This is a genomic window from Rhizobacter sp. Root1238 (genome assembly GCF_001425825.1).
Classification (GTDB): Bacteria; Pseudomonadota; Gammaproteobacteria; order Burkholderiales; family Burkholderiaceae_C; genus Rhizobacter.
This window is the reverse complement of the sequence record NZ_LMDM01000047.1, coordinates 19,935-46,777: the sequence shown is the minus strand read 5'-3', so window position 1 is coordinate 46,777 and position 26,843 is coordinate 19,935. Positions and strand designations below refer to the sequence as shown.

The window sequence follows — 26,843 nt, the reverse complement described above, 5'->3', positions numbered from 1 at the left end:
AGGGGCAAAAGCTTACTCGAAGCAGGGAGTCACACGGGGTTGACACATCTGATACCTTGAACAAAAGTTTTTCGGCCGCATCTGGCCCGCTTCCTCGTCAAGGACCGACATTCCATGAGCCTCATCCCCGCCACCATCCTGACCGGCTTCCTCGGCTCGGGCAAGACCACGCTGCTGAAGCGCGTGCTGACCGAAGCGCACGGCCAGAAGATCGCCGTGATCGAGAACGAGTTCGGCGACGAGAACATCGACAACGACATCCTGGTGCAGGACACGAAGGAGCAGATCATCCAGCTGAACAACGGCTGCGTCTGCTGCACGATCCGCGAGGACCTGCGCACCACGCTGAACGACCTGGCCGAGAAGCGCCGCAAGGGCGAACTGAGCTTCGACCGCGTCGTGATCGAGACCACCGGCCTGGCCGATCCCGGCCCGGTCGCGCAGACCTTCTTCATGGACGACGAGATCGCCGAGAGCTACCTGCTGGACTCGATCCTGACCCTGGTCGACGCCAAGCACGCCGAATCGCAGCTCGACACCCGCCAGGAGGCGCGCCGGCAGATCGGCTTCGCCGACCAGATCTTCATCAGCAAGACCGACCTGGTCGACGCCCCGGCGGTCGAGGCGCTGATCCACCGCATCAAGCACATGAACCCGCGCGCGCCGCAGCGCAAGGTCCACTTCGGCGAGGTGCCGCTGGCCGAGGTGTTCGACCTGCGCGGCTTCAACCTGAACGCCAAGCTCGACATCGACCCCGATTTCCTGAAGGCCGACGAGCACGACCACCATCACCACCATGGCCACGATCACGACCATGACCACGAGCACGGCGAGCACTGCGACCACCCGCACCACCACGCCCATGACGACGACGTGAAGTCGTTCGTGTTCCGCTCCGACCGGGCGTTCAACCCGGCCAAGCTGGAGGACTTCCTGGGCGCGATCGTGCAGGTCTACGGCCCGAAGATGCTTCGTTACAAGGGCGTGCTGAACATGAAGGGCAGCGACAAGAAGGTGATCTTCCAGGGCGTGCACCAGCTGATGGGCAGCGACCTGGGCCCGGCGTGGGCGAAGGGCGAGAAGAAGACCAGCAAGATGGTGTTCATCGGCCTGGACCTGCCGCGGGAAATCTTTCTGCAAGGGCTGGAGCAGTGTCTCGTGTGATTCCGCCGAAAAACCCGTGGAGCCGGAAAACAACGTGGCTACAATCCGCGGCGCCCAAGTTTGGCTGCGGGGTGATTGCCCACCCCACAGAGCGGGTATAACCGCCGTTGCGAGGAGATCTCAGTGACAAAGACCACGGTCCAGCGAGCAACACCATCCAAGCCAGCCGCCAAGAAGCCGACGACACCGGTCGCCAAGACCCCCGTGAAGCCGGCCGCCAAGGCACCGGCCAAGGCGGCCCCTGCGTCGAAGGCGGCCGCCGCCAAGGCTGCACCGGCCGCCAAACCGGCAGCGAAGGCGGTGCATGCACCGGCTGCCGCGCCGGCCAGGCCGGCCGCCAAGGCCGCTCCGGCGCCTGAGGTGGTGGCGCCGAAGCCGGCGGCCGTGAAGCCGCCGCCCGCTCCCAAGCTTTCCGCCGCCGCCCGGGCTTCGGCTGCGGCATCCTCCCCGGCCCCGATTCCGCCGGCCACGTCCCGTTTTGCAGACCGCTTCGCGCCCCCGAGGCCGCCCACCCGACAGATGAATTCCCTCGTGACCGACATTTCCAAGCACGAACACAAAGCCGATCCGAAGCTCGCCAACGCCTGGAAGACCAAGCCCGGCCACGCGTTGACCGACGAAGAGCTGCAGGCCATGCCTGACAGCGAGTACATGAACGAGAAGCAGCTGGCCTTCTTCAAGGCGCGGCTGCAGCAGCTGAAAGACGACCTGCTCAGCAACGCCGGCGAAACCACCGAGCATCTGCGCGAAGACACCTCGATCGTCCCCGATCCCGCCGATCGCGCCACCATCGAGGAAGAGCACGCGCTCGAGCTGCGCACCCGCGACCGTGAGCGCAAGCTTCTGAAGAAAATCTCACAGTCGCTGGGCCGCATCGAGGCGGGCGACTATGGTTTCTGCGACGAAACTGGCGAACCGATCGGATTGGGGCGCCTGATCGCACGCCCGACCGCTACACTGTCCCTCGAAGCCCAGCAACGGCGCGAGCTGAAGCAGAAGATGTTCGGCGACTGACACCCCTTCGCGCACCCCGTCACCCGACATGTCGGACCAGAAAGACAACACCAGCTTCTTCCGTAAGGTTGTCAAGTTCGTCGCCAACCCGGCCACGGACTGGGCTCAGCTCGGCACGCCCACGGAAGAAGCCCGCGAGAGCGAGTACGCCAAGTCCGAACTGAAGGCGATGATCGAGCGCAAGCGGCGCAACGATTTCGTCCGCAAGCGCGAATTCGACATGCTGCGCAAGGTGCGCCGCGAAGGCCTGACCAGCGAGCAGCTGGCAGCGCTCGGCGGCTCCTCCCGCCTCGACGACTCCGAAGCCCGCATGCAGGACAGCGGCGCGAAGCCGGATGTCGGCGTCAAGGCCAAGATCGACGAGATCGAGCAGCAGATGGTCGGCGACGGCCTCGCATCGCCGTCGCGCCGCCCGCCCTCGTTCTATGAAGCGCCGACGCAGCCCGCAGCGATCGGCTATGCGGCCACCGAGCCCGACACCAGCCGCATCCGTCCCGAGCCGGCGGCCCGCACGAACGGCGCGAACGCCGCCCATGCGGCCCCGGTGAAGCCGGCGCGCCCGCCGGCCGGCGCGCCTGCCACCGTCGTGATGGGCGCCGGGCTGTCGCCGTTGTCGCCGCTGAACCTCGACATCAACGGCAGCGACCTGGGCAGCCCGTATGCGGTCGAGGTGACCGAAGTCGCCCACGACCCCGAGCTCGACGAGGCGGTGATCGCTTTCGCGAACGCCGACTTCGAAAGCTGCGAATCGTCGCTGGCCGCGCTCACCGGCCAGGGCGGCCCGCGCGCCCAGCATGCCGAAACCTGGCTCGCGCTGTTCGACCTGTACCGCGCCATCGGCCAGCACCACAAATTCGAGAGCCTCGCGATCGACTACGCCCAGCAGTTCGGCTGGTCGGCGCCGCAGTGGTTCTCGATGCCGAAGCTGGTGGCCGAAGCCGCCGGCGAAGAACGCCGCCCGAGTTCGCGCATCGACGGCCAGGTCGGCTGGGTGTGCCCGAGCATCGTCGATGCCGACGCGGTCGCGCGGCTGCGCTCGCAGTCGCTGCAGATGCCGCTGCCGTGGGTGTTCGACTGGAGCGCGCTGCAGAGCATCGATGCCGAGGCCTGCGCGCGCATGAGCGAGCTGTTCCGCGGCTGGATCAACGAGCCGCTCGACATGCGCTGGCTCGGCGGCGACCGCCTGATGCAGGTGCTGCAAGACGCCGCCCCCACCGGCGTGCGCGATGCCGACCCGGTGTTCTGGCAGCTGCGCCTCGACGCGCTGCGCATGGCCAACCGCGCCGACCAGTTCGACGAAGCCGCCATCGACTACTGCGTGACCTACGAGGTGTCGCCGCCGTCGTGGGAGAGCGCGAAGTGCCAGGTGCGCATCAGCGGCTCCAACATGAGCACGCAATCGCCGCCGATGTCGGTGGTGAGCGACGTCTCCACCAGCTTCCTCGAGTCGCAGATGCCCGACGAACCGGGCGTGCAGGTCGCGGGGGTCGAGCTGTCCGGCCAGCTGGTCGGCGACATCGGTGCCACGCTGAACAAGATGAACGATGAGCTGGGCAATGCCGAGGTCGTCAACGTCTCCTGCGCGCGCCTGATCCGCGTCGACTTCATCGCGGCCGGCGACCTGCTGAACTGGGTGCTGGCACGGCGCGGCGAGAACCGCTCGGTGACCTTCTCCGAATCGCACCGGCTGGTGGCGCTGTTCTTCGGCGCGATGGGCATCAACGAGCACGCGAAAGTCAAGGTGCGGGTGGTCTGAATCCCGGGTCACAATCTTCGGCTTGAAGCCTGCGGCTTCGCCCGAATCTGAGACCCCATGGACCAATACCACGGCACCACCATCCTGAGCGTGCGGCGCGGCAATGTTGTCGCGCTCGGCGGCGACGGCCAGGTCACGCTGGGCAACGTCGTTGTCAAAGCCACCGCCCGCAAGGTGCGCAAGCTGTACCGCGACCAGGTGCTCGCCGGCTTCGCCGGGGCCACCGCCGACGCCTTCACCCTCTTCGAACGCTTCGAGGCCAAGCTCGAGAAGCACCAGGGTCACCTGGTGCGCGCCGCGATCGAGCTGACCAAGGACTGGCGCACCGACCGCGTGCTGCGCCGCCTGGAAGCGATGCTGGCGGTGGCCGACAAGGAAGCCTCGCTGATCATCACCGGCAACGGCGACGTGCTGGAGCCCGAGAAAGGCATCGTCGCGATCGGCTCCGGCGGTTCCTATGCGCAAGCCGCCGCCATCGCGCTGCTGGAGCACACCGCGTTGCCGCCGCAGGACATCGTCAAGCGCTCGCTCGAGATCGCCGGCGACCTGTGCATCTACACGAACCAGAACCACACGATCGAGACGCTGGGCTGACATGAGCGCGATGACCCCCCAAGAGATCGTGTCCGAGCTGGACAAGCACATCGTCGGCCAGGCCGGCGCCAAGCGCGCGGTCGCGATCGCGCTGCGCAACCGCTGGCGCCGCCAGCAGGTCGACAGCGCGCTGCGCGGCGAGATCACGCCGAAGAACATCCTGATGATCGGCCCGACCGGCGTCGGCAAGACCGAGATCGCGCGCCGGCTGGCCAAGCTGGCCGATGCGCCGTTCATCAAGGTCGAGGCGACCAAGTTCACCGAGGTCGGCTACGTCGGCAAGGACGTCGACACCATCATCCGCGACCTGGTCGACATGGCCGTCAAGCAGGAACGCGAGACGCAGATCAAGCGCCAGCGCGTGCGCGCCGAAGACGCCGCCGAAGACCGGGTGCTCGACATCCTGGTGCCGCCGCCGCGCGCCGCCAGCAGCGATTTCGGCCTGGCACCGCCGACGCCCGCCGCACCGGCCGCCGACAACACCGCCCGCCAGGTGATGCGCAAGCGGCTGCGCGAAGGCGCGCTCGACGACAAGGAGATCGAGATCGAGGTGGCCGACACCAAGCCGACGCTCGACATCATCGGCCCGCCCGGCATGGACGAGATGGCCGAGCAGCTGAAGGGCATGTTCGCGAACCTCGGCAGCGCCAAGCGCAAGCTGCGCAAGCTGAAGATCGGCGAGGCGCTGAAGCTGCTGGTCGACGACGAGGCGGCCAAGCTGGTCAACGAGGACGAGATCAAGACCGCGGCGCTGCACAACACCGAGCAGAACGGCATCGTGTTCCTCGACGAGATCGACAAGGTCGCGTCGCGCCAGGAATCGAGCGGCGCCGACGTGTCGCGCCAGGGCGTGCAGCGCGACCTGCTGCCGCTGGTCGAGGGCACGACGGTGAACACCAAGTACGGCATGGTGAAGACCGACCACATCCTGTTCATCGCGTCGGGCGCGTTCCACCTGAGCAAGCCGAGCGACCTGATCCCCGAGCTGCAGGGGCGATTCCCGATCCGCGTCGAACTCGGCTCGCTGAGCGTCGACGATTTCGAGGCCATCCTGACGCAGACGCACGCGAGCCTGGTCAAGCAATACCAGGCGCTGCTGGCGACCGAAGGCGTCACGCTCGAACTGCGGACCGACGGCATCCGCCGCCTGGCGCAGATCGCGTTCGACGTCAACGAGCGCACCGAGAACATCGGCGCGCGCCGGCTGTCGACGGTGATGGAGCGCCTGCTCGACGAGGTGAGTTTCGACGCGCCGAAGCTGTCGGGCCAGACGGTGTCGATCGGCGCCGCCGAGGTCGACGCGAAGCTCGGCGAGCTGGCGAAGAACGAAGACCTCTCGCGCTACATTCTTTGAGGCTGCGCTACATCCCCTGAGCCTGCGCGGCCGCCTCGCGCCGCCAGGCGCCGGGCGGCCGGCCGGTGATGCGCTTGAAGGCCTTGTTGAAGGCCGGCTCGGAGTCGTAGCCCACCTGGGCCGCGATGCCTGCGAGCGGCGCGTCGCCGGCGCGCATCAGGCAACCGGCGCGGAACATGCGCCAGCGCGTCAGGTACTCGAGCGGCGGTTCGCCGACCTTCTGCTTGAAGCGCAGCGCGAAGGCCGAGCGCGACAGGCCCGCCGCGGCCGCCAGCTCGTCCACCGTCCACGCCCGCGCCAGCTCGTGGTGCATGCGGCGCAGGGCCGCGCCGATGCGGCGGTCGGCCAATGCACTCAACCAGTTCGCGTCGCCGGCCTCGTCGCTCGCGACCGCCTGCGCATGCGACCTGACCGCATGCACGAACAGGATGTCGGCGAGCCGGCTGATCACGGTGCCCGAACCGAGCCCCGGCGTGCCGGTCTCGACGGCCAGCATCTGCAGCGTCGCCTGCAGCAGCCGGCTGCGGTCGTCGTCGAGACGGGCGAGCAGCAGCGCGGGGATCAGCTCGACCAGCGGCGTCGCCGCCAGCGCATCGAATTCGAACCAGCCGGTGATCACGGTGGCCGCCACGCCGCCGCCGCCCAGCGTCACGATGCCGCCGACATGGTCGCGCACCGTCTCGCTGCACGGCCGCGTCGCGGAGCCCGGCGCGTCGCTCAGCACGTAGCGCGAGCCGCGCAGCATCACGAAGCAATCGCCCGCGGCGAGCGCCACCGGGGGGCCGGTACCGTCCAGGCGCAGCAACGCGCTGCCGCGCACGACGAGGCCGAAACGCGCCATGCGGCCGGCCGCGAAATCCAGGCCCCAGGGCGCACTCAGTTCGAGCCGGGCGTACAGCGCGCTGCGGACTCGCATCGCGGCAAAGATGTCGTCGAGAGGATCCATCGCGGCATGGACGAGCGGACAAGAGATCGAGCGTAGCAGGCATTCATCGTCCGCCGCTCGGCTTCGAGAATGGAGGCATCCACCCGCCGGAGCCCTCGATGCGCAGCCTTCACCTCGATGCCGACCACCCTGCTGCTGCGCTGGTCGCGCGCGATGCGCGGAGTGCCCCACTGGGCCCGAACGACCTGCGCGTGCGGGTGCGGGCGGTGTCGCTGAACCGGCGCGACCTGATGATCCGCGCCGGCACCTACCCGGTTCCGCTGACTCCCGGCGTCGTGCCGGTCAGCGACGGCGCGGGCGAGGTGGTCGAGGTGGGCGCTGCGGTGACGCGCATCGCCGTCGGCGACCGCGTGACCAGCCGCTATTTCCCGCAGTGGATCGATGGCCGGCTCAGCCTGGCGCAGGCGATGCAGCAGACCGGCTGCAGCCTGCCCGGGTGGCTGGCCGACGAGGTCGTCGTCGATGAGCAGGCGGTGCTCGCGATGCCACGGCACCTGAGCTTCGACGAGGCGTCCACGCTGCCCTGCGCCGGCCTGACGGCGTGGAACGGCCTGACCGGCGGGCGCCCGGTGCAGGCCGGCAGCACGGTGCTGACGCTGGGCGCCGGCAGCATTGCGGTGTTCGCGATCCAGTTCGCGAAGGCGCTGGGGGCGCGCGTGATCGTGACGACCTCCAGCGACGAGAAGGCCGCGCGGCTGAGCGCGCTCGGCGCGGACGAGGTCGTCGACTACCGGCGTGTCACCGACTGGGACCGCGAGGTGCTGCGCCTGACCGGCGGGCGCGGCGCCGACCACGTGATCGAGGCGGTCGGGCCGGCGACGCTGGAGCGCTCGCTGCGCTGCGCCGCGTGGGACGCCGACATCGGCCTGATGGGCGTGTTCGGCACCGACGACAGCCGCGTCGATCCGCGCGCCTTCAGCGGCCGGCTGCTGACGCTGCGCCGCATCGCGGTCGGCAGCCGCAGCGACTTCGAAGCGATGAACCGGCTGATCGCCACCCATCGGTTGCGGCCGGTGATCGACCGCGTGTTTCCGGTCGAGCAGGCCGAAGCGGCCTACCGGCACCTGGCCGACAACGCCCACCTCGGCAAGGTCGTCATCCGCGTCGCCGGCTGATCACAGCGCCAGCCGGTGCGACTGCAGCTCCAGCAAGCCGTCGAAGATCAGCGTGTCGACCGTCTCGAACGGCAGCTCGACGATCGGCGCGAGTTTCACCGCCGCGCCACCGGTCATGATCAACGCCGGCTCGTGGCCGGTGCGCTCGCGCAGCTTGTGCACCATGCGCTCGATCGCGCCGGCCATCGCATGCGCCCCGCCGCTCATCAGCGCATCGCTGGTGTTGGTCGGGAAATCGACCACCTCGCCGGTCGGCGCCTTCAGGCCGGCGGTGCCCATCTCGAGCGCGCGCAGCATCAACCCGAAGCCCGGCAGGATCATGCCGCCGATGAAGCGGCCGGTCTCGTCCAGCGCATCGACCGTGACCGCGGTGCCGACCATCACCACCAGCGCCGGCCGCGGCGCGCCGGCGGCGCGCACGCGCTGCCAGGCGCCGATCAGCGCGACCCAGCGGTCGGTGCCGAGGCGGTTCGGGTGGTCGTAGCCGTTGGTGACGCCGGCCGCCTGCGCGGTCGAGACGACCCAGCGCGGCTCGACCTGCCAGTGCGCGAGCTGCTCCAGCTGCTCCTCGACCTCGCGCCGGATGCCCTCGCCGGCCACCACGCAGCCCAGCATGCTGCTCGGCGGCGGCAGGCTCTTCCATTCGGTGTCGGCCAGCCGGTCGATGGTCTCGAGGAAGACGGCGCCATGCGCTAGCAGGCGCGCGCCCGGTTGCGGGCTCGCGTAGTGCGCCCACTTGAGCCGGGTGTTGCCGATGTCGATGGCCAGGAACGTCATGGCCGCAAGGGTAACCGCTGCCGCCCGGGCGACAGGCCCGCGGCCGGCAAACCCGGGAAAGTCCCGGGCCGTCGCGCCAGCCGCTTCAGGCCGCCGACGGCGAATTGACGGTGCGCAGCAGCTCGCGCACGCGGGCGATCGTCTGGGCGGCCCAGATGCCCTTGAACGGCTTCGTGATGCGTTGCTCCACTTCGTCGAGCAGTGCTTCGATGTCGTGGCGCGAGCGCGCACGCTTCAGGCGCATCAGCGTCAGCGAGCCGGCCACTGGCGCCTCGGCCTTCACCGCGCGCATCAGGATCGCGCGCGCCTCGTCGAGCGCCGCATCGGCTTCGTCCAGCGGGGCCAGGTCGGAAATCGGCAAGTCGCCGACCATCGAATCGGTGAGCACCGACTCCGGCTGCAGGCTCAGCGACGGCGGCAACGGGCCGGAGACGGTGTCCAGCGGCAGGTCGACGTCGAGCGGCGCCATGCCGGAATTGCCCGGCATCGAGCCAGTGCCCTGCGTGAACATGATCAGGCCCATGGCCACCAGCTCGTCGAAGATCTGGTCCGGCACCCCGGCCTGCACGGCCAGTTGCCGCACCTGGCTCTCGCGCCTGCGCCCATCGACCAGCAGCAAGACCGTGCGATGCCGCTGTCCCAGTTTTCGTTGTCGACTGCCCAACTCGTCGACGCCTTCAGGCGTCTTCACGGGGATATTGATGCTCGGCACGGAACCACTCCTGATGTTCTGCCCTGGCGCTCCCTCTGGCGCCGTACTTCTGAACGGCGCGATTGTGCCGCTGGAATCGGGTCGGGTAGACCATGATTCCCCGCAACCGAGTGCGGCCGCCCGTCGCGAAGTATCGGCGATACACTTGCGATTGACGTATACGTCAATTGCAACGATCGGAGTCCACGTGGCGACCAAGGCAGCGGAAGGGGCGGATTTCCAGTATTCGGACGCAGGCAGCAAGAAGCGCGCCTTCGACCTGTCGGCGATCGATCCCGGCGCGAAGCCGTTTTCGACCGGCGACAAGGCGGCCGACAAGGCGGCGGTCGATGCGCTGGCGCTGGAACTCGACGAACTGCAGAACCTGTTCTATGCCGATCGCCGCTTCAAGCTGCTGGTGGTGCTGCAGGGCACCGACACCAGCGGCAAGGACGGCACGCTGCGCGGCGTGTTCGGCCAGATGAGCGCGCTCGGCGTGCAGACGGTGGGCTGGAAGGCGCCGACCGAACCGGAGCGCGACCACGACTACCTGTGGCGCATCCACCAGAAGGTGCCGGGCGCGGGCGAGGTGATGGTCTTCAACCGCAGCCACTACGAAGACGTGCTGGTGCCGGTGGTCAACGGCTGGATCACGCCGCAGCAGACGCGCCAGCGCTACGCCCACATCAACGACTTCGAGCGCATGCTGACCGAGACCGGCACCGTGGTGCTGAAGTTCATGCTGCACATCTCGAAGGACGAGCAGCGCGAGCGGCTGCAGCAGCGGCTCGACGACCCGACGAAGAACTGGAAGTTCGCACCCGCCGACCTGACCGTGCGCAAGCAGTGGAAGGCCTACCAGCAGGCGTATGCCGACGCGATCTCGGCCACAGGCACCCGCTGGGCGCCGTGGACCGTGGTGCCGGCCGATTCGAAGACGCACCGCAACCTGATGATCGCGACGCTGGTGAAGCGCGCGCTGGTCGGCCTGAAGCTGCGCTACCCGCCGGCCAGCGACGACCTCGCGAAGCTGCGCATCAGCTGACGACGACGGGCCGCAGAGCCTGCGCTGCACGACAACGGAGACATGCATGACTGATCTGTCCGCCGAGTTCAAGGCGCTGGCCGCCTACCGGCCCGCGCACAAGGTGCGCTTCGTGACCGCCGCGAGCCTGTTCGACGGGCACGACGCGGCGATCAACATCATGCGGCGCATCCTGCAGGGCATGGGCGCCGAGGTGATCCACCTGGGGCACAACCGCTCGGTCGACGAGGTCGTCACCGCGGCGCTGCAGGAAGACGTGCAGGGCATCGCGATCAGCAGCTACCAGGGCGGCCACGTCGAGTACTTCAAGTACATGGTCGACCTGCTGCGCGAGCGCGGCGGCGCGCACATCCAGGTGTTCGGCGGCGGCGGCGGCGTGATCGTGCCGGCCGAGATCGCCGAGCTGCAGCGCTACGGCGTCAGCCGCATCTACAGCCCGGAAGACGGCCAGCGCATGGGCCTGCAGGGGATGATCGGCGAGATGGTGATGCGCTGCGACGTCGACCTGTCGCCGCATGCACCGGCCACGCTGGCGGCGATCCAGGGCCGCGGCGAGCCGCAGCGGCGCGCGCTCGCGCAGCTGATCACCGCGCTCGAGAACGGCCAGGTCGGCGACGCGCTGAAGGCCGAGCTGCATGCCGTCGCGAAGCGCAACGCGACGCCGGTGCTCGGCATCACCGGCACCGGCGGCGCCGGCAAGAGCTCGCTGACCGACGAGCTGATCCGCCGGCTGCGCCTGGACCAGCACGATGCGCTGCACGTCGCGGTGATCAGCATCGACCCGTCGCGCCGCAAGAGCGGCGGTGCGCTGCTCGGGGACCGCATCCGCATGAACGCGATCGCGCCGTGGCGCGCCGGGCAGCGGGTCTTCATGCGCAGTCTCGCGACGCGCGACTTCGGCAGCGAGATCAGCCAGGCGCTGCCCGACGTGCTGGCCGCCTGCCGCGCCGCCGGCTTCGACCTGGTGATCGTCGAGACCTCGGGCATCGGCCAGGGCGACGCGGCGATCGTGCCGCTGGTCGACGTGCCGATGTACGTGATGACGCCGGAGTTCGGCGCCGCGAGCCAGCTCGAGAAGATCGACATGCTCGACTTCGCCGAGTTCGTCGCGATCAACAAGTTCGACCGCAAGGGCGCCGCCGATGCGCTGCGCGATGTCGCCAAGCAGGTGCAGCGCAACCGCGAGGCCTGGGGCACGAAGCCCGACGAGATGCCGGTGTTCGGCACGATGGCCAGCCGATTCAACGACGACGGCGTGACCGCGCTGTACCAGGCGTTGCTGCCGCGGCTGGCGACCCTCGGCATGCCGGTGCGCGAAGGCGTGCTGCCGCCGGCCGCGACGCGCCACAGCACGCACCAGGTGCCGATCGTGCCGGGCGCGCGGGTGCGCTACCTGGCCGAGATCAGCGACACGGTGCGCGGCTACAAGCAGCAGGCGCGGGCGCAGGCGCGCGTCGCGCGCGAGGTGCAGCAGTTGCGCGGCGCGGCCCGCATGCTGCTGGAGACCGAGGCCGGCCAGCCGCATGCAAGCGCCGCGTCGCAGCTCGCCGACCAGCGCGAACAGCAGCTCGATGCCGCCTCGCGCAAGCTGCTCGTGCAATGGCCGCAGCTGCAGGCCGCCTATGCCGGCGACGAGTACGTCGTGAAGATCCGCGACAAGGAGATCCGCACCGCGCTGACCACGCAGAGCCTGTCCGGCACCAAGGTGCGCAAGGTCGCGCTGCCGGGCTACGAAGACCACGGCGAGATCCTGAAGTGGCTGCTGCTCGACAACGTGCCCGGCAGCTTTCCGTACAGCGCCGGCACCTTCGCGTTCAAGCGCGAGGGCGAGGACCCGACGCGCATGTTCGCCGGCGAAGGCGACGCCTTCCGCACCAACCGGCGCTTCAAGCTGCTGTCCGAAGGCATGCCGGCGAAGCGGCTGTCGACCGCGTTCGACAGCGTCACGCTGTACGGCAACGACCCGGCGCTGCGGCCCGACATCTACGGCAAGGTCGGCAACTCCGGCGTCAGCATCGCGACGCTGGACGACATGAAGGTGCTGTACGGCGGCTTCGACCTGTGCAACCCGGCCACCAGCGTCAGCATGACGATCAACGGGCCGGCGCCGACGATCCTCGCGATGTTCATGAACACCGCGATCGACCAGCAGCTGGAACGCTTCCAGGCCGACAACGGCCGCGAGCCGAGCGACGACGAGCTGCACAAGATCCGCGCGTGGGTGCTGCAGAACGTGCGCGGCACGGTGCAGGCCGACATCCTGAAGGAAGACCAGGGGCAGAACACCTGCATCTTCTCGACCGAGTTCAGCCTGAAGGTGATGGGCGACATCGCCGAATACTTCGTGCACCACCAGGTGCGCAACTTCTATTCGGTGAGCATCAGCGGCTACCACATCGCCGAAGCCGGCGCGAACCCGATCAGCCAGCTGGCGTTCACGCTGAGCAACGGCTTCACGTTCGTCGAGGCCTACCTCGTGCGCGGCATGCATGTCGACGATTTCGCGCCGAACCTGAGCTTCTTCTTCAGCAACGGCATGGACCCGGAATACACCGTGCTCGGCCGCGTCGCGCGGCGCATCTGGGCGGTGGCGATGCGCGACCGCTACGGCGCCAACGAGCGCAGCCAGAAGCTGAAGTACCACGTGCAGACCTCGGGCCGCTCGCTGCATGCGCAGGAGATCCAGTTCAACGACATCCGCACGACGCTGCAGGCGCTGATCGCGGTCTACGACAACTGCAACTCGCTGCACACCAACGCGTTCGACGAGGCGATCACGACGCCGACCGAAGACAGCGTGCGCCGCGCGATGGCGATCCAGCTGATCATCAACCGCGAATGGGGGCTGGCGAAGAACGAGAACCCGAACCAGGGCGCGTTCATCATCGACGAGCTCACCGAGCTGGTCGAAGAGGCGGTGCTGGCCGAGTTCGAGAAGCTCGCCGAGCGCGGCGGCGTGCTGGGGGCGATGGAGACCGGCTACCAGCGCGGCCAGATCCAGGAAGAGAGCATGCACTACGAGATGCTCAAGCACACCGGCGAGTACCCGATCGTCGGCGTCAACACCTTCCGCAACCCGCACGGCGACCCGGTGCCCGAGCACATCGAGCTGGCGCGCTCGACCGACGACGAGAAGCAGTCGCAGCTGGCGCGGCTCGCGGACTTCCATGCACGCCATGCGGATGCGGCACCGGCGATGCTGGCGCGGCTGCAGCAGGCGGTGATCGCCAACGGCAACGTGTTCGAGGTGCTGATGGACGCGGTGCACTGCTGCTCGCTGGGGCAGATCACCGCGGCGCTGTTCGAGGTGGGGGGTCAGTACCGGCGCAGCATGTAGGCGGCGTCAGAACTTGGCTCCGTCAACCAGGCCATCTGGATTTGAAGCTGGACAGACAACAGTTGCCGTCACCGGATCAAAACATCTGCTGTCACGCGTCCCGGGAAAGGCCTCGATCAGAAGATTGCACATGTCGACGTTTCCACTGAAGACGGCCATCCAGATGCTGAAGAATCCATAGCCTTTTGCAGTGCGCACGGCCCCTCTCTTCACGGCGGCATTTCCAGGGTCGGCGTCAACGTCAGCCTTCGCCTCCAGAGCGATCGCCCAAACCTCCATGCGCTGCGAAACACGGTCAATCGCCACCAACTTGCCGTTCTGGTCGAACACCTCTGATATGCGCCTTTCGAGTCCTGTCAATGCCAAGGTTCTGCGCGCCATGTCCTCCAGACCAGCGGCAGTCACTGCGGGTGAAGGTCGCACGCGACCGTCCTTCACGTATTCGAAGGCCGCGAAGGTGTGATCACGATCCGGCAGAAGGACATCGGCCAACACGACATCCTTGTCCTTCTTCGTCGAGTTGCAGTTCACACAGGCCAGCAGGAAGTTGATCCAGGCACCTGCCAGATGAGCATACGCAGCCAGACCCTTCGGCTGGATGTGCTCGACAGCCAGTGACGTGGGAATGCGCCGCTCACAGTAGCTGCAATAGGCACCAAGACGGGAGAGAAGAATCGGCTGTGCCTTCGCATAGTCGTCGAAGTCGACAGGCTGCGGCGACGGGCCACGGCAAATCGTCCTCATGCATTAGCCCCCCAGCTTGGCAGCACGCTTCATTTCCAGGAACGCCTGAAAAGCCGGGTTGTCCGCATAGGGTCCAATTCCCTGGGACAGTCGGTCTTTGAAAGCTTCCAGCTTGTCTTCGGGCGAGCGCGCGGCTTCTTCGAGCGCTTCAAGATAGTTCCTGGCCACGCCTTTCATCTCGCCATAGCGGTTGCTGGTCTGCGGATTCTCGACATTCATGATGCCGCGGGCAATGTCTTCGACCGACATGTTGTCCAGTTGCGCGGCCGATTGCCCATCGAGCACCAGAAGCTCTTCTCCCGTCCTCAGAGATTGGATCAGGAACGGCGAGTGCGTCGTGCAGATGAATTGCAGCATCGGGAAGGTCCGCCGCAGATCCTCGATGATCCGTCGCTGCCAGATCGGATGAAGATGCAGGTCGAGTTCGTCGATCAGGACGATGCCGGGCGTGTAGTCCAACGCATGGTCGGCCAGTTGCGGATTCAACATGACCGCCTTGATCGCCAGATCGGCAACGATGGCCAGCACGTTGCGATAGCCGTCGCTCAGCTCGTCGAACGAGTTCTTCGACCCATTGCGATGATTGAACATCAACGTGTTCGATGCCACCTCGAAGCGCACGGACTCGGCCTCCGGCAGCATTTTCTCGATCGTTCGATAGACCAGCGCAAGCGCCACGGACGCTTCACCGCGATCGATCTCGGTACGGCGTTCGACGCCCATCCATCGGATCAGGTCGTCCGGATTGCAACGCTTGTCCACCGACATGCGGTAGCCATAGAAGGGCTCGGCAAGACGCATCGACTCCGCCAGCAACCTGTCCAAGTCGTCGGCATCCCCAGACAGCTCTGCGGGCTGTTTTCCGCGATGCTTGCTCAAGGCCTTGTGGTCCGAATCGCGAACTGTCTCCCACAGCCGGCCTGCGCCGAAGTAGCGGATCAACGGAAGCACGCGCGGCGTCTGCGCCATGACGGCCTGCGCCAAGGTCTCCGCCACCTTTTTCAGGTCGGCCGACCCCGTGCGCGTGGTGCGCCCGCGGGGCCGCTCGAGGGAACGGCTCCACTCGACGGAACGCTCCCACGGATTGGGCTTGTTCGCTTCGCCGGACGGCGGGTACCTCACGCTACCGTCTTCCTGACGGTTGATGACCGCAATCTGCACGACTCCACTGGCGTCGACCCGCACCGGATACTGCGGCAATTCACGGTAGCGCGAGGCGACCACCTCTCTCAGGACGCGAACATCGCGCTCCCGGATGTTGCGCGAATCGTGTCCGCCGAAGCCGAGCAACCAGGAGCCCATCGCGATGGCCGCCGCTTCCATGAACGACGTCTTCCCCGCACCGTTCTCGCCGATGACCAGATTGAACTGCGGGTGCAGACGAAACTCGCGGTCCTCGAAGCAGCGAAAGTTTTTCAACCGCAGAGTGTCAAGCCGCATGGCAGAGGTCTCGTTTCAGGCGGTGAATCAAGGAAGGTACCGGACAGGCACTGTACCGGAGCCTCACAGCACACGCAGCCACCGGCAAGCGTCAAAACAGCGAGATCGACCTGTCCTCCCCAATCACGATCACCCCGTCTATCCCCTCTCGCCCTGCCGTCATCCCCCCTGGCGGATCACCGGCGCCACCGCGCTGTGCTCGCTGGCCCTGGCCTGGAGGTTGTCTTCATCAGGCCACCACGCGATCGTCTTGCCATCGACACGCCCGCCGAGCAGCGCGGCTTCCAGGTGGCTGCGACCGGGTGCGACGGAATGCTTGGCTGGCCGTCTCCGACGTCAATGCCGACGACCTCGCCCGCGTGCCGGAGGCGCTGACGGCCGGCGACGACACACCCCACTGAGGATCCGTCAGCGTGGGGATGCCGCCACGCCGCGAAAACGTTGACAATCCGATGCCATGAAAGCGCCCGACAGCCGCCGATCGACGTCCACTGCGCTCGCCACCGCGCGTCGCGCGTGGCGGCTGCTGTACAGCGATTCGCGCCGCTGCATCGCGCTGGCCGACCAGGCGCTCGAGCGCAGCCTCGCGCACGGCGACCTCGCCGCCGAAGGCTGGGCCCGGCTGGTGCGCGGGCTGCACCTGATCTGGTATTCGACCCCGCTCGACGCCGCCGGCGAACTCGCCGAGGCCGACCGCTGCTTCGACGCCACGCACGACCGCGCCGGCCACCTGCTGGCCGAGGTCGGCATCGCTCGTTGCCTGTGGCGCGAGGGCAAGTACCGCGAATCGCTGGCACGCGCGCTGCCGCTGCGCGCCGAAGGCCTCGCGGTGCTGAAGCACGACGAGCTCGGCCTGCTGCTGAACGTGATCGCCGGCTGCTATGCGTCGCTCGGCCAGTCGGAACAGGCCTTCGCGTACATGTTCCAGGCGCTCAACGAATCGCGCCCGGCGCGCGGCAACGGCTTCGAGGTGGTGCTGTACTGCAACCTCGCGCACGAGCTGATCCAGCTCGGCGACTACCATCAGGCGCTCAGCTACGTCGAGGAAGGCATCGCGCGCTACGCGCAGCTCGACAACCCGCGGCTCCTCAGCGTGCTGCTGATCAACCGGGTGATCTGCCTGACCAACCTCGAACGCGCCGCCGATGCGCTGGGCGACGTCGAGCGGCTGCTCGCGCTGCCGACCGATGCCAGCGGGCGCGGCAGCACCAACCCGAACTTCGAGACGATGGCGATCGCCGCGCTGCGCGCCGGCAACACCGCGCTCGGCGCCGAGCTGATCGAGCGCGCGTCGCAGGACAAGTGCGGCATCAAGGTGCCCGACGAGCGCATCACGCTGGTCGTCGCCACCGCCGAGGTGATGGCCGCGCGCGACCTGCTGCCGCAGGCCGCCGCGCTGCTCGCGCAGGCCCAGCCGGCGGTGCTGAACACCGCGGCCGAAGGCCTCAGCCTGCGCGTGCGCTGCCTGTTCCACCAGGCGATGGCCGACATCCACGAGCGGCTCGGCAATGCGGCGCAGGCGCTGGCCTCGCTGCGCCTGTGGCAGGCGCTGCACGTCGAGCGCGCGCAGCTGGCCTCGCGGGCGCGCTACCAGGCGGCATCGCTGCAGACCGAACTGCGCCGGCTGCAGCAGAACCTCGACGAGATCGAGGCACGGCGGCGCAGCACCGAGCGCGCGAAGGCCGAACTGGAGGCCATCAACCAGCAGCTGTCGCAGAAGATCGACGAGGTCGAGGCGCTGCAGGCCGAACTGCGCCAGCAGGCCACGCGTGACTTCCTGACCGGCCTCTTCAACCGCCGCCACCTGAACGACGTGCTGCCGCAGATGCTGCTGCTCGCGCAGCGCGAGCAGCAGCCACTGGCGGCCGCGATCATCGACCTGGACCATTTCAAGTCAGTCAACGACCGGCATGGCCACGTCGCCGGCGACAAGCTGCTGGCCGCGTTCGGCGCGCTGCTGATCGCGCACGGGCGGCGCAGCGACATCGCGTTCCGCTTCGGCGGCGAGGAGTTCTGCCTGCTGATGCCGCGCACCGACGCGGCGGCCGCGCAGCGCAAGGTCGAGGCGCTGCTCGGTGCGTGGCGCAGCGAGGAGTTCCAGTTCGACACCGGCACGCTGCGCGGCAACACCTTCTCGGCCGGCGTCGCCGATTCGCTCGCCGAGCTGGCGGCGATGGAGCAGCTGCTGAAGACCGCCGACGACCGGCTGCTCGAGGCCAAGCGCAGCGGGCGCAACCAGGTGCTGGCGGCGGACTCGCCGGCGCAGCCGGTCGAGGCCTGAGATCGCGTTGAGCCGTTTGCCCTGGGCTCGAACGGGGCGTCAGAAGCTGCCGGGATCGCCGGGGAACACCACCGGCGATTCGTAGCCGTCGGCCGACACCGCCGAGACGCCGAAGAACCAGTCGTCGATCACGACGTTCTTCAGCACCAGCTGCGTTGCATCGCCCGCGACGTAGCGGCTGTGCTGCCACTGCGGCGCGGTCGTCTCGCGCCACCACACGCGCCAGCCGGCCACGCCGGGCTGCGCCTGCCACTGGATCGTGGTGTCCGGCGTCACCGCGCCGGAGATCGACACGCCCTTCGGCGGCTGCGGCGCATTCGCCATCGCCGCCAGCGTCACCGCGTTCAGCCGCGTCACCTGCGCGAGGTACGGGAAGTCGACGCCGTCGATCGTGTCGCCGTACGCGATGCCGCCTTCGGTGCGCAGGGCCTGGTGCTGGCGGGTGTAGTCCTCGTGCGCCTCGGTCACGCGCACCGCCGGGATGCCCGCATCGAGGAACGGCACCTGGTCGCCGCCGCGGCCGTAGCGGTCGGTGCGGTAGACCATCTGCACGCGCAGGTTGGTCACATAGCGCTGCGACAGCGTCGCGATGAAGCGGGCGACGTTGCGCGACGGCGAATCGAGCTCGCCGCCGTTGTAGCGGCGCTTGCCGGCCTGCGCGGGCGTCTCGACCGCCTTGGTCCCCTCGGAGAACACCCGCACCGTGCCGTTGTCGTGCACGCCGTCCTGGCCGTGGCTGTTGCCGACGATGTCGTTGTTCAGGTCGGCCTGCACCTGCCAGCCTTCGACCTTGGCATGGTCGACCAGCACCTTGCCGCCGTACAGGCCCTGCTCCTCGCCCGACAGCGCGGCATAGACGACGGTCGCCCGCAGCCTGTGCTTCGACAGCACGCGCGCCGCCTCCATCAGCGCGGCGACACCGGAGGCATCGTCGTTCGCGCCGGGCGCGTCGCTGGTCGCGTCCATCACGTCGCCGACGCGCGAATCGAGGTGCCCGGTGATCACGATCACGCGCTGCGGGTCGGTGCTGCCGCGCTGCACCGCGACGATGTCCATCACCTCGGTGGGCTGCGGCAGGCGCGGGCCGGTGAAGGTCTGCGACGGCGTCGCGACCTGCAGGCAGCCGCCGCAGTCGCGCGAGATCGCGGCGAAGCGCGACTGCACCCAGCGGCGTGCGGCGCCGATGCCGCGCGTCGGCGACGCGGTGTCCGACGCGGTGTGGCGGGTGCCGAACCCGACCAGGTGCGTGATGGTGCCGCGCAGCTCGTCGGCGCTGACCGCGGCGGCGATCTCGCGCAGGGCAGGCTGGTCGGGGAACGGCGCCGGCGCCGCATCGGGCGCCGCCCGCGCAAGGCCCGCGATCGACAACAACAGCAGCAGCAAGCTCGGACGGATCAGGTTCATCGTGGCATCCATGGCAGGGGGAGCGGGGATCATCCACGCATTCTCACCATTCCACGTCGCGGAAGAGTCCCATGCGGACCGCGGCGATTCCGCGCAGCACCGCGGTGGCCTATCGTGAAGTCTTCGCAGACCGACGGATCCTTGCCATGAACCACGCTCCCCTGTTCCATGCCGGCGAACTGGCCGTGCAGCAGCGCGCCGGCACGCGTGCGCTGGTCGACGGCTTCGCGCCGCAGATGGTCCGAGATGCGATGAGCCTGCAGCACCAGCAATTCTTCGCACAGCTGCCAACGCTGTTCGTCGGCAGCCTCGACACGCTGCGCCGGCCGTGGGCCTCGGTGCTGGCGGGCACGCCCGGCTTTGTCGACGCGCTGGACGCACGGCAGCTGCGCATCCGCGCACCGCGCGATGCGGCCGACCCGCTGTCGCAGCACCTGGCCGTCGGCGACCCGATCGGCCTGCTGGGCCTGGAGCCGCAGACCCGGCGACGCAACCGGCTGAACGGCACCGTGACGCAGGTCGATGCCCGGCACATCGACGTTCACGTCGACCAGAGCTTCGGCAACTGCCCGCAGTACATCCAGGCGCGCGAGCCCCGGCCGGTGGAGGCCGCGGCATTGCCGGCGCGGCCGGAGGACATGGCGCTGAGCGCCGAAGCGGCGGCGCTGGTGCAGGCGGCCGACACCTTGTTCATCGCGTCGGCCTCGCCGCATGCGCGCGGCAACGCCGGGTCCGATGGCGTCGACGTCTCGCACCGCGGCGGGCGGCCGGGCTTCGTGCGGGTCGACACGGTCGGCGGGCACAGCGTGCTGACGCTGCCCGATTTTCGCGGCAACCGCCTGTTCAACACGCTGGGCAACATCGCCGCGCACCCGCATGCGGGGCTGCTGTTCGTCGACTACGCGCGTGGCGACCTGCTGCAGCTGACGGGGGATGCCGAGCTGGTCTGGGACGGGCCCGAGCTGCGCGCCTTCGACGGCGCGCAGCGGCTGCTGAAGGTGCGCGTCGAGGCCGGCGTGTGGCGGCCGGGGGCGCTGCCGCTGCGCTGGTCGCCGGCGCAGCCGGCATCGCAACTGGCCCAGACCGGCGCCTGGCGCTAGCCGCCGCCGGTGACGATGCCGCGGAAGGTCAGCTGCGCGAGGCGCGCATCGAGGGCCTGCTGCGCCGGCTGAAGCGCATCGTCGCGGTCGCGCGGGTCCGGTTCGGCACGATCGGCCTGCGCGTCGACCGGGCCGTCGAGCGAAGCCGATCGCTGCGCCGGCGGCGTTGCCGGTCGGGGCAGCGGCGACGCCATGTCGCGAACGCCGGCATCGAACAAGGTCGCGACCTCGTTCGGCAAGGGCATCGGGACAGCCTCATCGCCAGGCGCCTGCTGGACCGGCGGCGGGTCCTCGCCGCGAGGCGCTCGGGCCGGTGGCGCTTGCGTCTGCGGCGTCTGCGGCATCTGCGACATCCGCACCGTCTGCGGACGGGACGGCGGCGGCGGGCATGAGCTCATCTCGCGCACGCCCGCTTCGAAGGCCGCAGCAACCTGCTGCGGTACGGTCATCGGGCCGGCCGGCGGCTGCGCCACCGGCGGCCGCGGCCCCCATGGCAGCGCCGGCGGCGGGCCTTCGTCGAGCCGCCACTCGTCATCGGCCACCCCCTCCCACACCGGGATCGGCGCCGCCTCGCGCGGCGAGTCATCCGCACCCACGGCCGGGTGCGCCGGTGGCCATGCCATCTGCTGCAGGCCGATGTCAAAGGCGGCCGCGGCCTCGCTCGACATCGTCGACCCGGCGACCGCTCCCCGCGAGACCGGCTGCGATGTCCTCGTCTTCGGCGGCTGCGGTGCCGGCGGCGGCTCTGCTGCCGGCAGCGGCATGTCGGCATCGGGCGCCGCAGCGTTCGTCGACCCGCGTCCCCAGGACTCGCCGGCCATGGCTTGTTGCACCGATGCCCGCAGCATGGCGTGCGGCAACGGCGGCGCGTCCGGCTGCCCCGGCGGCTCCAGCCACCCGGGGTCGAACCCGGTCGCCGGCACCGGCGGCGCTTCGACCGGCTCCTCCGGCACGCTTCGCGTGTCCAGCTGGTAGCGGTGGGCCGCGGCGGTGCGCTGCGCAGTCCGCACCGCCGCGACGCGCCGACGCTCGTCCCAGGAATGGCTCATGCCGTGCCCCCCTCGTTGATCGCCGCATCCGGATCGGGTTCGAAATCGACCGGCTGCTCCTCGCGCCGGTTGTAGTCGATCAATACCGCCAGTTCGTCGACCTCCACGCCGGGGGCCTTCAGCGCCATGTAGTGCAGGCCTTCCTTGTCGCTCGGCCGGCGCACCGGCATGCGGCGGAAACCGATGCGCATCAATGCCCGCATTGAACGCGTGTTGTCGACATAGACTGTTGTGATCAGGCAGTCGACCCCATGCGCCAGCGCGTGCCGGCACAGCATCCGGCCGGCCTGCACCGCGAAGCCCCGGCCCTGGAAGTCGACGCCGATCCAGAAGTAGAAGAAGCCCGCGCGCGCCCATTGGTACAGCCCGGTGTGGCCCACGAAGCCATGCTCGGCATGCATCACCGCATAGTCGATGCGGCTCGCCTCCAGGCGCCGCGCGTCGACCCACTGCGCCGCATTGCAGGTGGCATCGATCGGATCGAAGCCGGACATCACCGCGATCTGCGGGTCGCGGAACTGGTGCCCGAGCGCCGGGGCATGGCTGCTGTCCAGCGGCTCCAGCACCAGCCCGCCGGGATCGCGGGCAATGCAGCGCAGCCAGCCGTCTTCGGCGGTGTCCCACGCCGCCAGCCGCTCGTGCAGGCGGCGCTGCACATCGAGCGCCAGCGGATCGGCGGGAAGAATCGCGAGCGCCTCGGCGACATGCCGCACCGCGGACGCGAGGTCGCCGCTGCACGACTCGCACCACGCGAGCTGTGCCAGGTCGGGCGCGGTCCGCCCATGCACCGCCAGGCCGCGCAGCCAGACGCGGCGCGCGAACCCCCACTCGGCGATGCGCATCGCCGACAGCGCGACATCGCGGAACAGCGGCGGTCCATGCGGCGACGGCAGGTGCTGGCCCCACACGCAGCGCAGCGCCTCGGCCCAGGCTTCCCGGTCGACCCCGCCGCGGCCCAGCCAGCGCAGGTGCAGGTCGGGGCAGGCGGCCGCGAAGACGCGCGGGTCGTGCTGGGCCCGGCGCAACACCACCAGCCCGGCCGACGCGCCCGAATCGCGCAGCGCGCAGCGCATCACGCGGGCGAGCGCTGCGCCGTCGCCGCAGTCGCCGCGCGCCAGCGGTGCGACCCAGCGCTCCAGCGCCGCGCGCGAGCTGCCGGCGCCACCGGCCACCGCCTGCACCACCTCGGCCTCGCCGACCGCACGGTGCCATGCCAGCGCCTGCTGCCCGGCCAGGTGGGCGCCCAGCAGCGCGAAATCGGTCGGCAGCAGCCGGTCGCGCCGGAAGGTGGACAGCACGCTGTCGAAACCGCCGAGCCGCACGCCGCGGTCGTTCGCGAAGCCGCGCGCCGTCGACAGCACCAGGTAGCCGCCCGGACACAGCGCGGCCACCTGCGCCAGCGCATCGATGGCCCCGACCGGCAGGCACACCGGCGCGCTGTTCAGCCCGGCCACATGCGATTGCACCAGCGCACGCAGCGCCGGCGTCAGCGTGTTCTCGTCGACCGGGCGCCAGCGCTGGTCCTCGGGTTCGTCGCGCCTCTCCATCAACTCCTGCGGCGAGGCCTCCAGCAGCCGCCCGTAGTGGGTCGCGAGCAGCCGTTGCGGCAGGTGGCGGAACCGGTCGTGCGCCAGCACCACCACCGGGTTCATGCTGGCCCAGCGTCGCGGCTCGCCCATCGGCAGCAGGCACGGCGCGTCGCCGCCCCCGGGCTGCCACAGCATCGGCACCAGCAGGCCGGGGTCGAGCAGGCTGCAGAGCTCGGGCTCGTGATGCCAGGCACCGGCCACCGCCGCGTCCTCGACGCAGGCCAGGTAGCGCAGCCGCGGCTCGAAGCCCAGCCGCCAGCGCACGCGCTGCACCAGCGCCTGGATCATCTGCCGGGCCGAGCCGCCGTCGCCGGGCATCCAGTCGACGACATCCAGCGGGGCGCGTGGATCGATGCGTCCGGCGCGGTGCTGGTCGTCCCAGTACGAGACGATCATTTCGGCCCACGCGCTCGCCATCAGCGTGTCGAAGGCCGACGGCGTGTGGCCGTGCGCGGCGCGGCGTGCGACCGCGGCGGAAGACGGGCTGGCAGAGGAGAGAACGGGATGGGCGACCATGGCGCGAACCTCAGCGGGAGACGGTCGGTTGAACGGCTTGTTGAACGACCGGTTGAACGACCGGCAGGCCTTCCGCAGCCGACTGGATGATGCGAGGCGTGATCAGGAACAGCCGCTCGCGCTTTTCGACATCGCCGTTCTTCTGGCGCAGCAGCAGCATCAACACGTCGAAGACTTTCGGCTCGGCATGCAGGCGGCGGCCGGCATGAGTCAACTGGCGGGTCGCCGGATCGACCTCGTTCTCGCCGAACCGGTACTGCGGGGTGTTCAAGGACGCTGCACTCGCTGGGGATCACATGACAAGGCACGGGACACCGGCGAGAGAGTTCATCCATCCGTACCGGCCCCAACGGCAGTTGTAGCGAACGATCGTCGAGAAACTGTGGATTTGCGGCCCGCGGCCGTCAGCCGAGTCGTTCGATCAGTGACATTGCACCGGCCGGCGCGCGTTCCTTGGCGCCGTTGATGAAGAAGATGAACACGTCGCGGGGCGTGCCGGTGGCCGGCGGTGCCGGTTCGACGCGCGGCAGGCCGCCGGGCTCGTCGCCGGCCGCCCAGCAGCGGGCGCAGCCGGCGATCGCGTCGAGGGCCGCCGGCTCGTAGCCGGTGGGCACCTCGGCGCGGGCCGACATCAGCCGGGCGTACAGGAAATCGCCGGTCAGGTCGGCGAAGGACGGGTAGTCGGCGGAATGCGTGAACACCGTCGCGACCCGGTGTCGGCGTGCCAGCGCGAGGTACTCCGGGCTGCGGAAGCTGTCGTGCCGCACGTCCATCACGTGACGCAGCGGGCGGCCGTCGACGTTGGCCGGCAGCAGTTCCAGGAAGGCCTCGAAATCCGCCGCATCGAAGCGCTTGGTCGGCGCGAACTGCCAGACCACCGGCCCGAGCTTGGCGCGCAGTTCAGACAGGCCGCTGCCGATGAAGCGCTGGATCGAATCGCCGGCTTCGGCCAGCACGCGCCGGTTGGTGCAGAAGCGCGAGGCCTTCAGCGAGAACATGAAACCGTCGGGCGTCTCGTCGTGCCACTTCGCGAACGTGGCCGGCTTCATCGTGCTGTAGTAGGTACCGTTGACCTCGATCGCGGTCACCTGGCGGCTCGCGTACTCGAGCTCGCGCGCCTGCGGCCAGCCGGCCGGGAAGAAGTTGTCGCGCCAGGGTTCGAAGGTCCAGCCACCGATCCCGACGCGGATGAGCTTGTCTGTCGCCATGCGCACGTGCTCCCGGAAAAAAGGGAAGCGCGATGATGGCCTCAAACGCCGGCTGGCGCCAGACCCGCCGCTTGCCGTGCGCGCCTACACGCGGTGGAGCTGTCCGCCTTCCCACTTCACGCGGTCGCCGACGCGCAGGTCGTCGATGCGCTGGAAGTCGTAGCTCTGCACGCTGCCGTTGTCGAAGCGCACGCTGACCCGGTAGACCTCGTCGTCGCGGCGGTTGCGCCGCTCGATCTGGTTGCCGACGACGCCGCCGGCCACCGCGCCGACCCCGGTGGCCGCGACACGGCCGGTGCCGGAGCCGATCTGGTTGCCGACGACCGCGCCGAGCACGGCCCCCAGCACCGCGCCGCCGCCGGAGGTGTGGCCGCTGCCGGTGGACACCAGTTCGATGTCGCGCACGCGGCCGTATTCGCCGTACACCGGCGCGGCGATCGGCGCGTCGGCCACCGGGCGGCGTTCTTCGCGCGGCGCGGATCCACAAGCCACCAGCGTGGCGGCCAACGCAACGGAAGCGAGTGTGGGCAGGGAACGAGCGTTCATCGTCGACTCCTTTGGTGGAACGTCGACTGCATCGTCCGCGCGACCCGCCGCGACGCGAATCGGCCAACAGGACAGCGGCTGGTCGGTCCAGCGGCGAACCGCCTGTAGTCGTTGCCCGACAGGCTCAGCCGGCGCGGAAGGCTTTGCGGTACTGCGACGGGGAGGTCGCGAGGCGGGTCGCGAACAGCTGGCGCAGCGACAGCGCCGAGCCGAAGCCGGCTTCGGCGGCCACCGCCTCGATCGGCTTCGTGCTGGTCTCCAGCAAGCGCTGCGCGCGTGCGAGGCGCTGGTTCTGCAGCCACTGCAGCACCGTCGTGCCGGTGGCCTGGCGGAAGTGCCGCGTGAAGCTGCGCCGGCTCATCGCCGCGCGCGCGGCCAGCGCGTCGAGGCTGTGGGCTTCGTCGAGCCGCGCGAGCGCCCAGCCCATCACCGCGGCCAGCCGCTCGTCGGCGCCGCTGCGCGGCAGCGGTTGCTCGACGTACTGCGCCTGCCCGCCCTGCCGGTGCGGCGCGACCACCATGCGGCGCGCCACGCGCGCCGCCACGTCGGCTCCGGCGATGCCGCGCAGCAGGTGCAGGCAGCAGTCGATGCCGGCGGCCGTGCCGGCCGAGGTCAGCACATCGCCGTCGTCGACGTACAGCACGTCGGCCTTCACGTCGACCTGCGGGAAGCGGCGCGCGAACTCGCCCGCCAGGTGCCAGTGCGTGGTCGCCGGCCGGCCGTCGAGCAGGCCGGCCTCGGCGAGCACGAAGGCGCCGACGCACAGGCCGACGATGCGCGCGCCGCGGGCATGCGCGCGGCGCAGCGCCTGCAGCAGGACCGGCGGCACCGGCTCGGCGGTGTCGCGCCACGACGGCACGATCACCGTCTGCGCCTGCGCGAGCGCGGTCAAGCGGTGCGTCGCGGCGATCGTGAAGCCGGCCGTGGTGCGCAGCGGGCCGGCCTCGCTCGCGCAGACCTGCAGGCGGAACGGCGGCATGCCGGGGCCGGCCATGTCGGGGCCGAACACCATGCAGGGCACCGACAGGTGGAAGGGGCTGATGCCGTCGAACGCGACCACCGCTACGCGGTGGACCGGCTCGGGCGCGGTTCGGGACGACATGGCCCGATCTTATCGAAAGAGGTGTTTCGGGCCACTGTCGCATCGCACGCCGCGGCGAAAGAATGTGCTCC

The 26,843-nt window shown here is 69.4% G+C and carries 22 protein-coding genes; 10 read left to right on the top strand and 12 right to left on the bottom strand.

Going from position 1 to position 26,843, the window contains the following annotated elements:
• Nucleotides 1-114 precede the first annotated feature (114 nt).
• From ASC98_RS24285 to hslU, 5 genes are all read left to right on the top strand, one after another.
• Entirely contained in the window at nt 115-1,164 is a 1,050-nt protein-coding gene (locus ASC98_RS24285; RefSeq protein WP_056816889.1) for a GTP-binding protein, read from the top strand.
• Nucleotides 1,165-1,287: 123 nt separating this feature from the next.
• Complete coding sequence (dksA, locus tag ASC98_RS29825; protein ID WP_082542241.1) at nt 1,288-2,178, top strand: RNA polymerase-binding protein DksA; 891 nt, start codon at nt 1,288-1,290, stop codon at nt 2,176-2,178.
• A 28-nt stretch (nt 2,179-2,206) separates the two neighbouring features.
• Nucleotides 2,207-3,934 (top strand): hypothetical protein, encoded by a 1,728-nt coding sequence (locus ASC98_RS24270; RefSeq protein WP_056816880.1) that lies wholly within the window; start codon nt 2,207-2,209, stop codon nt 3,932-3,934.
• A 57-nt stretch (nt 3,935-3,991) separates the two neighbouring features.
• Nucleotides 3,992-4,528, top strand: a complete 537-nt coding sequence (gene hslV / locus ASC98_RS24265; protein ID WP_056816877.1) for an ATP-dependent protease subunit HslV — start codon at nt 3,992-3,994, stop codon at nt 4,526-4,528.
• A gap of 1 nt (nt 4,529) precedes the next feature.
• Nucleotides 4,530-5,882 carry an ATP-dependent protease ATPase subunit HslU gene (gene hslU / locus ASC98_RS24260; protein WP_056816873.1) on the top strand — a complete coding sequence of 451 codons (1,353 nt, stop codon included), beginning with the start codon at nt 4,530-4,532 and terminating at the stop codon, nt 5,880-5,882.
• 7 nt (nt 5,883-5,889) lie between these two features.
• Here the strand turns inward: hslU and ASC98_RS24255 are convergent, their stop codons facing one another.
• Nucleotides 5,890-6,828 carry an AraC family transcriptional regulator gene (locus tag ASC98_RS24255; protein WP_056816870.1) on the bottom strand — a complete coding sequence of 313 codons (939 nt, stop codon included), beginning with the start codon at nt 6,826-6,828 and terminating at the stop codon, nt 5,890-5,892.
• 98 nt (nt 6,829-6,926) lie between these two features.
• On the opposite strand from ASC98_RS24255, the gene ASC98_RS24250 reads away from it, so the two are divergent.
• Nucleotides 6,927-7,943 (top strand): NAD(P)-dependent alcohol dehydrogenase, encoded by a 1,017-nt coding sequence (locus ASC98_RS24250; RefSeq protein WP_082542242.1) that lies wholly within the window; start codon nt 6,927-6,929, stop codon nt 7,941-7,943.
• On the opposite strand, the gene ASC98_RS24245 is transcribed toward ASC98_RS24250, so the two are convergent.
• Both ASC98_RS24245 and ASC98_RS24240 read right to left on the bottom strand, forming a co-directional pair.
• Entirely contained in the window at nt 7,944-8,720 is a 777-nt protein-coding gene (locus ASC98_RS24245) for a type III pantothenate kinase (protein ID WP_056816867.1), read from the bottom strand.
• A gap of 85 nt (nt 8,721-8,805) precedes the next feature.
• Nucleotides 8,806-9,411, bottom strand: a complete 606-nt coding sequence (locus ASC98_RS24240) for a hypothetical protein (protein ID WP_157604844.1) — start codon at nt 9,409-9,411, stop codon at nt 8,806-8,808.
• A gap of 208 nt (nt 9,412-9,619) precedes the next feature.
• Between ASC98_RS24240 and ASC98_RS24235 the strand changes: the two genes are divergently transcribed.
• The gene (locus ASC98_RS24235) at nt 9,620-10,456 is read left to right on the top strand and encodes a PPK2 family polyphosphate kinase (RefSeq protein WP_056816863.1); all 837 of its coding nucleotides are present in this window, start codon (nt 9,620-9,622) and stop codon (nt 10,454-10,456) included.
• Between the two features lie 46 nt (nt 10,457-10,502).
• On the top strand, nt 10,503-13,793 hold the full coding sequence (icmF, locus tag ASC98_RS24230; protein WP_056816861.1) for a fused isobutyryl-CoA mutase/GTPase IcmF: 3,291 nt from the start codon (nt 10,503-10,505) through the stop codon (nt 13,791-13,793).
• Between the two features lie 6 nt (nt 13,794-13,799).
• Here icmF and ASC98_RS24225 read toward each other — a convergent pair whose 3' ends face one another.
• Nucleotides 13,800-14,537, bottom strand: coding sequence for an HNH endonuclease (locus ASC98_RS24225; RefSeq protein WP_056816858.1), 738 nt, complete (start codon nt 14,535-14,537; stop codon nt 13,800-13,802).
• Nucleotides 14,538-14,540: 3 nt separating this feature from the next.
• Nucleotides 14,541-15,977, bottom strand: a complete 1,437-nt coding sequence (locus ASC98_RS24220) for an AAA family ATPase (protein WP_056816855.1) — start codon at nt 15,975-15,977, stop codon at nt 14,541-14,543.
• 457 nt (nt 15,978-16,434) lie between these two features.
• Between ASC98_RS24220 and ASC98_RS24215 the strand changes: the two genes are divergently transcribed.
• Entirely contained in the window at nt 16,435-18,258 is a 1,824-nt protein-coding gene (locus tag ASC98_RS24215) for a diguanylate cyclase (protein WP_056816852.1), read from the top strand.
• Nucleotides 18,259-18,297: 39 nt separating this feature from the next.
• On the opposite strand, the gene ASC98_RS24210 is transcribed toward ASC98_RS24215, so the two are convergent.
• Nucleotides 18,298-19,662 carry a M28 family metallopeptidase gene (locus ASC98_RS24210; RefSeq protein WP_056817439.1) on the bottom strand — a complete coding sequence of 455 codons (1,365 nt, stop codon included), beginning with the start codon at nt 19,660-19,662 and terminating at the stop codon, nt 18,298-18,300.
• Nucleotides 19,663-19,808: 146 nt separating this feature from the next.
• Between ASC98_RS24210 and ASC98_RS24205 the strand changes: the two genes are divergently transcribed.
• Nucleotides 19,809-20,762: a pyridoxamine 5'-phosphate oxidase family protein gene (locus tag ASC98_RS24205; RefSeq protein ID WP_056817435.1), complete on the top strand. Its 954-nt coding sequence runs from the start codon at nt 19,809-19,811 to the stop codon at nt 20,760-20,762.
• Here the strand turns inward: ASC98_RS24205 and ASC98_RS24200 are convergent.
• The 6 genes from ASC98_RS24200 to ASC98_RS24175 all read right to left on the bottom strand — a co-directional run bounded on the left by ASC98_RS24200 (nt 20,759) and on the right by ASC98_RS24175 (nt 26,772).
• On the bottom strand, nt 20,759-21,811 hold the full coding sequence (locus ASC98_RS24200; RefSeq protein ID WP_056816849.1) for a hypothetical protein: 1,053 nt from the start codon (nt 21,809-21,811) through the stop codon (nt 20,759-20,761). The two genes, ASC98_RS24205 and ASC98_RS24200, sit on opposite strands and share 4 nt — an antisense overlap.
• Entirely contained in the window at nt 21,808-23,916 is a 2,109-nt protein-coding gene (locus ASC98_RS24195; RefSeq protein ID WP_056816846.1) for a GNAT family N-acetyltransferase, read from the bottom strand. The genes ASC98_RS24200 and ASC98_RS24195 overlap by 4 nt, the downstream gene beginning before the upstream one ends.
• A 10-nt stretch (nt 23,917-23,926) precedes the next feature.
• The gene (locus ASC98_RS24190) at nt 23,927-24,187 is read right to left on the bottom strand and encodes a hypothetical protein (protein ID WP_056816843.1); all 261 of its coding nucleotides are present in this window, start codon (nt 24,185-24,187) and stop codon (nt 23,927-23,929) included.
• Between the two features lie 133 nt (nt 24,188-24,320).
• Complete coding sequence (locus tag ASC98_RS24185) at nt 24,321-25,124, bottom strand: DUF72 domain-containing protein (protein WP_056816839.1); 804 nt, start codon at nt 25,122-25,124, stop codon at nt 24,321-24,323.
• Between the two features lie 84 nt (nt 25,125-25,208).
• A complete protein-coding gene (locus ASC98_RS24180) occupies nt 25,209-25,670 on the bottom strand; it encodes a glycine zipper 2TM domain-containing protein (protein ID WP_056816836.1) in 462 nt (153 codons plus the stop codon).
• A 124-nt stretch (nt 25,671-25,794) separates the two neighbouring features.
• Nucleotides 25,795-26,772, bottom strand: coding sequence for a GlxA family transcriptional regulator (locus ASC98_RS24175; RefSeq protein WP_056816833.1), 978 nt, complete (start codon nt 26,770-26,772; stop codon nt 25,795-25,797).
• Nucleotides 26,773-26,843 lie beyond the last annotated feature (71 nt).

Bases quoted from the DNA above. Each gene is read 5' to 3' on its own strand.
- ASC98_RS24285 (WP_056816889.1), top strand. From the start codon at position 115: ATGAGCCTCATCCCCGCCACCATCCTGACCGGCTTCCTCGGCTCGGGC.
- ASC98_RS24270 (WP_056816880.1), top strand. From the start codon at position 2,207: ATGTCGGACCAGAAAGACAACACCAGCTTCTTCCGTAAGGTTGTCAAG.
- hslV (WP_056816877.1), top strand. From the start codon at position 3,992: ATGGACCAATACCACGGCACCACCATCCTGAGCGTGCGGCGCGGCAAT.
- hslU (WP_056816873.1), top strand. From the start codon at position 4,530: ATGAGCGCGATGACCCCCCAAGAGATCGTGTCCGAGCTGGACAAGCAC.
- ASC98_RS24255 (WP_056816870.1), bottom strand. From the start codon at position 6,828: ATGGATCCTCTCGACGACATCTTTGCCGCGATGCGAGTCCGCAGCGCG.
- ASC98_RS24250 (WP_082542242.1), top strand. From the start codon at position 6,927: ATGCGCAGCCTTCACCTCGATGCCGACCACCCTGCTGCTGCGCTGGTC.
- ASC98_RS24245 (WP_056816867.1), bottom strand. From the start codon at position 8,720: ATGACGTTCCTGGCCATCGACATCGGCAACACCCGGCTCAAGTGGGCG.
- icmF (WP_056816861.1), top strand. From the start codon at position 10,503: ATGACTGATCTGTCCGCCGAGTTCAAGGCGCTGGCCGCCTACCGGCCC.
- ASC98_RS24225 (WP_056816858.1), bottom strand. From the start codon at position 14,537: ATGAGGACGATTTGCCGTGGCCCGTCGCCGCAGCCTGTCGACTTCGAC.
- ASC98_RS24220 (WP_056816855.1), bottom strand. From the start codon at position 15,977: ATGCGGCTTGACACTCTGCGGTTGAAAAACTTTCGCTGCTTCGAGGAC.
- ASC98_RS24215 (WP_056816852.1), top strand. From the start codon at position 16,435: ATGAAAGCGCCCGACAGCCGCCGATCGACGTCCACTGCGCTCGCCACC.
- ASC98_RS24210 (WP_056817439.1), bottom strand. From the start codon at position 19,662: ATGAACCTGATCCGTCCGAGCTTGCTGCTGCTGTTGTTGTCGATCGCG.
- ASC98_RS24205 (WP_056817435.1), top strand. From the start codon at position 19,809: ATGAACCACGCTCCCCTGTTCCATGCCGGCGAACTGGCCGTGCAGCAG.
- ASC98_RS24200 (WP_056816849.1), bottom strand. From the start codon at position 21,811: ATGAGCCATTCCTGGGACGAGCGTCGGCGCGTCGCGGCGGTGCGGACT.
- ASC98_RS24195 (WP_056816846.1), bottom strand. From the start codon at position 23,916: ATGGTCGCCCATCCCGTTCTCTCCTCTGCCAGCCCGTCTTCCGCCGCG.
- ASC98_RS24185 (WP_056816839.1), bottom strand. From the start codon at position 25,124: ATGGCGACAGACAAGCTCATCCGCGTCGGGATCGGTGGCTGGACCTTC.
- ASC98_RS24180 (WP_056816836.1), bottom strand. From the start codon at position 25,670: ATGAACGCTCGTTCCCTGCCCACACTCGCTTCCGTTGCGTTGGCCGCC.
- ASC98_RS24175 (WP_056816833.1), bottom strand. From the start codon at position 26,772: ATGTCGTCCCGAACCGCGCCCGAGCCGGTCCACCGCGTAGCGGTGGTC.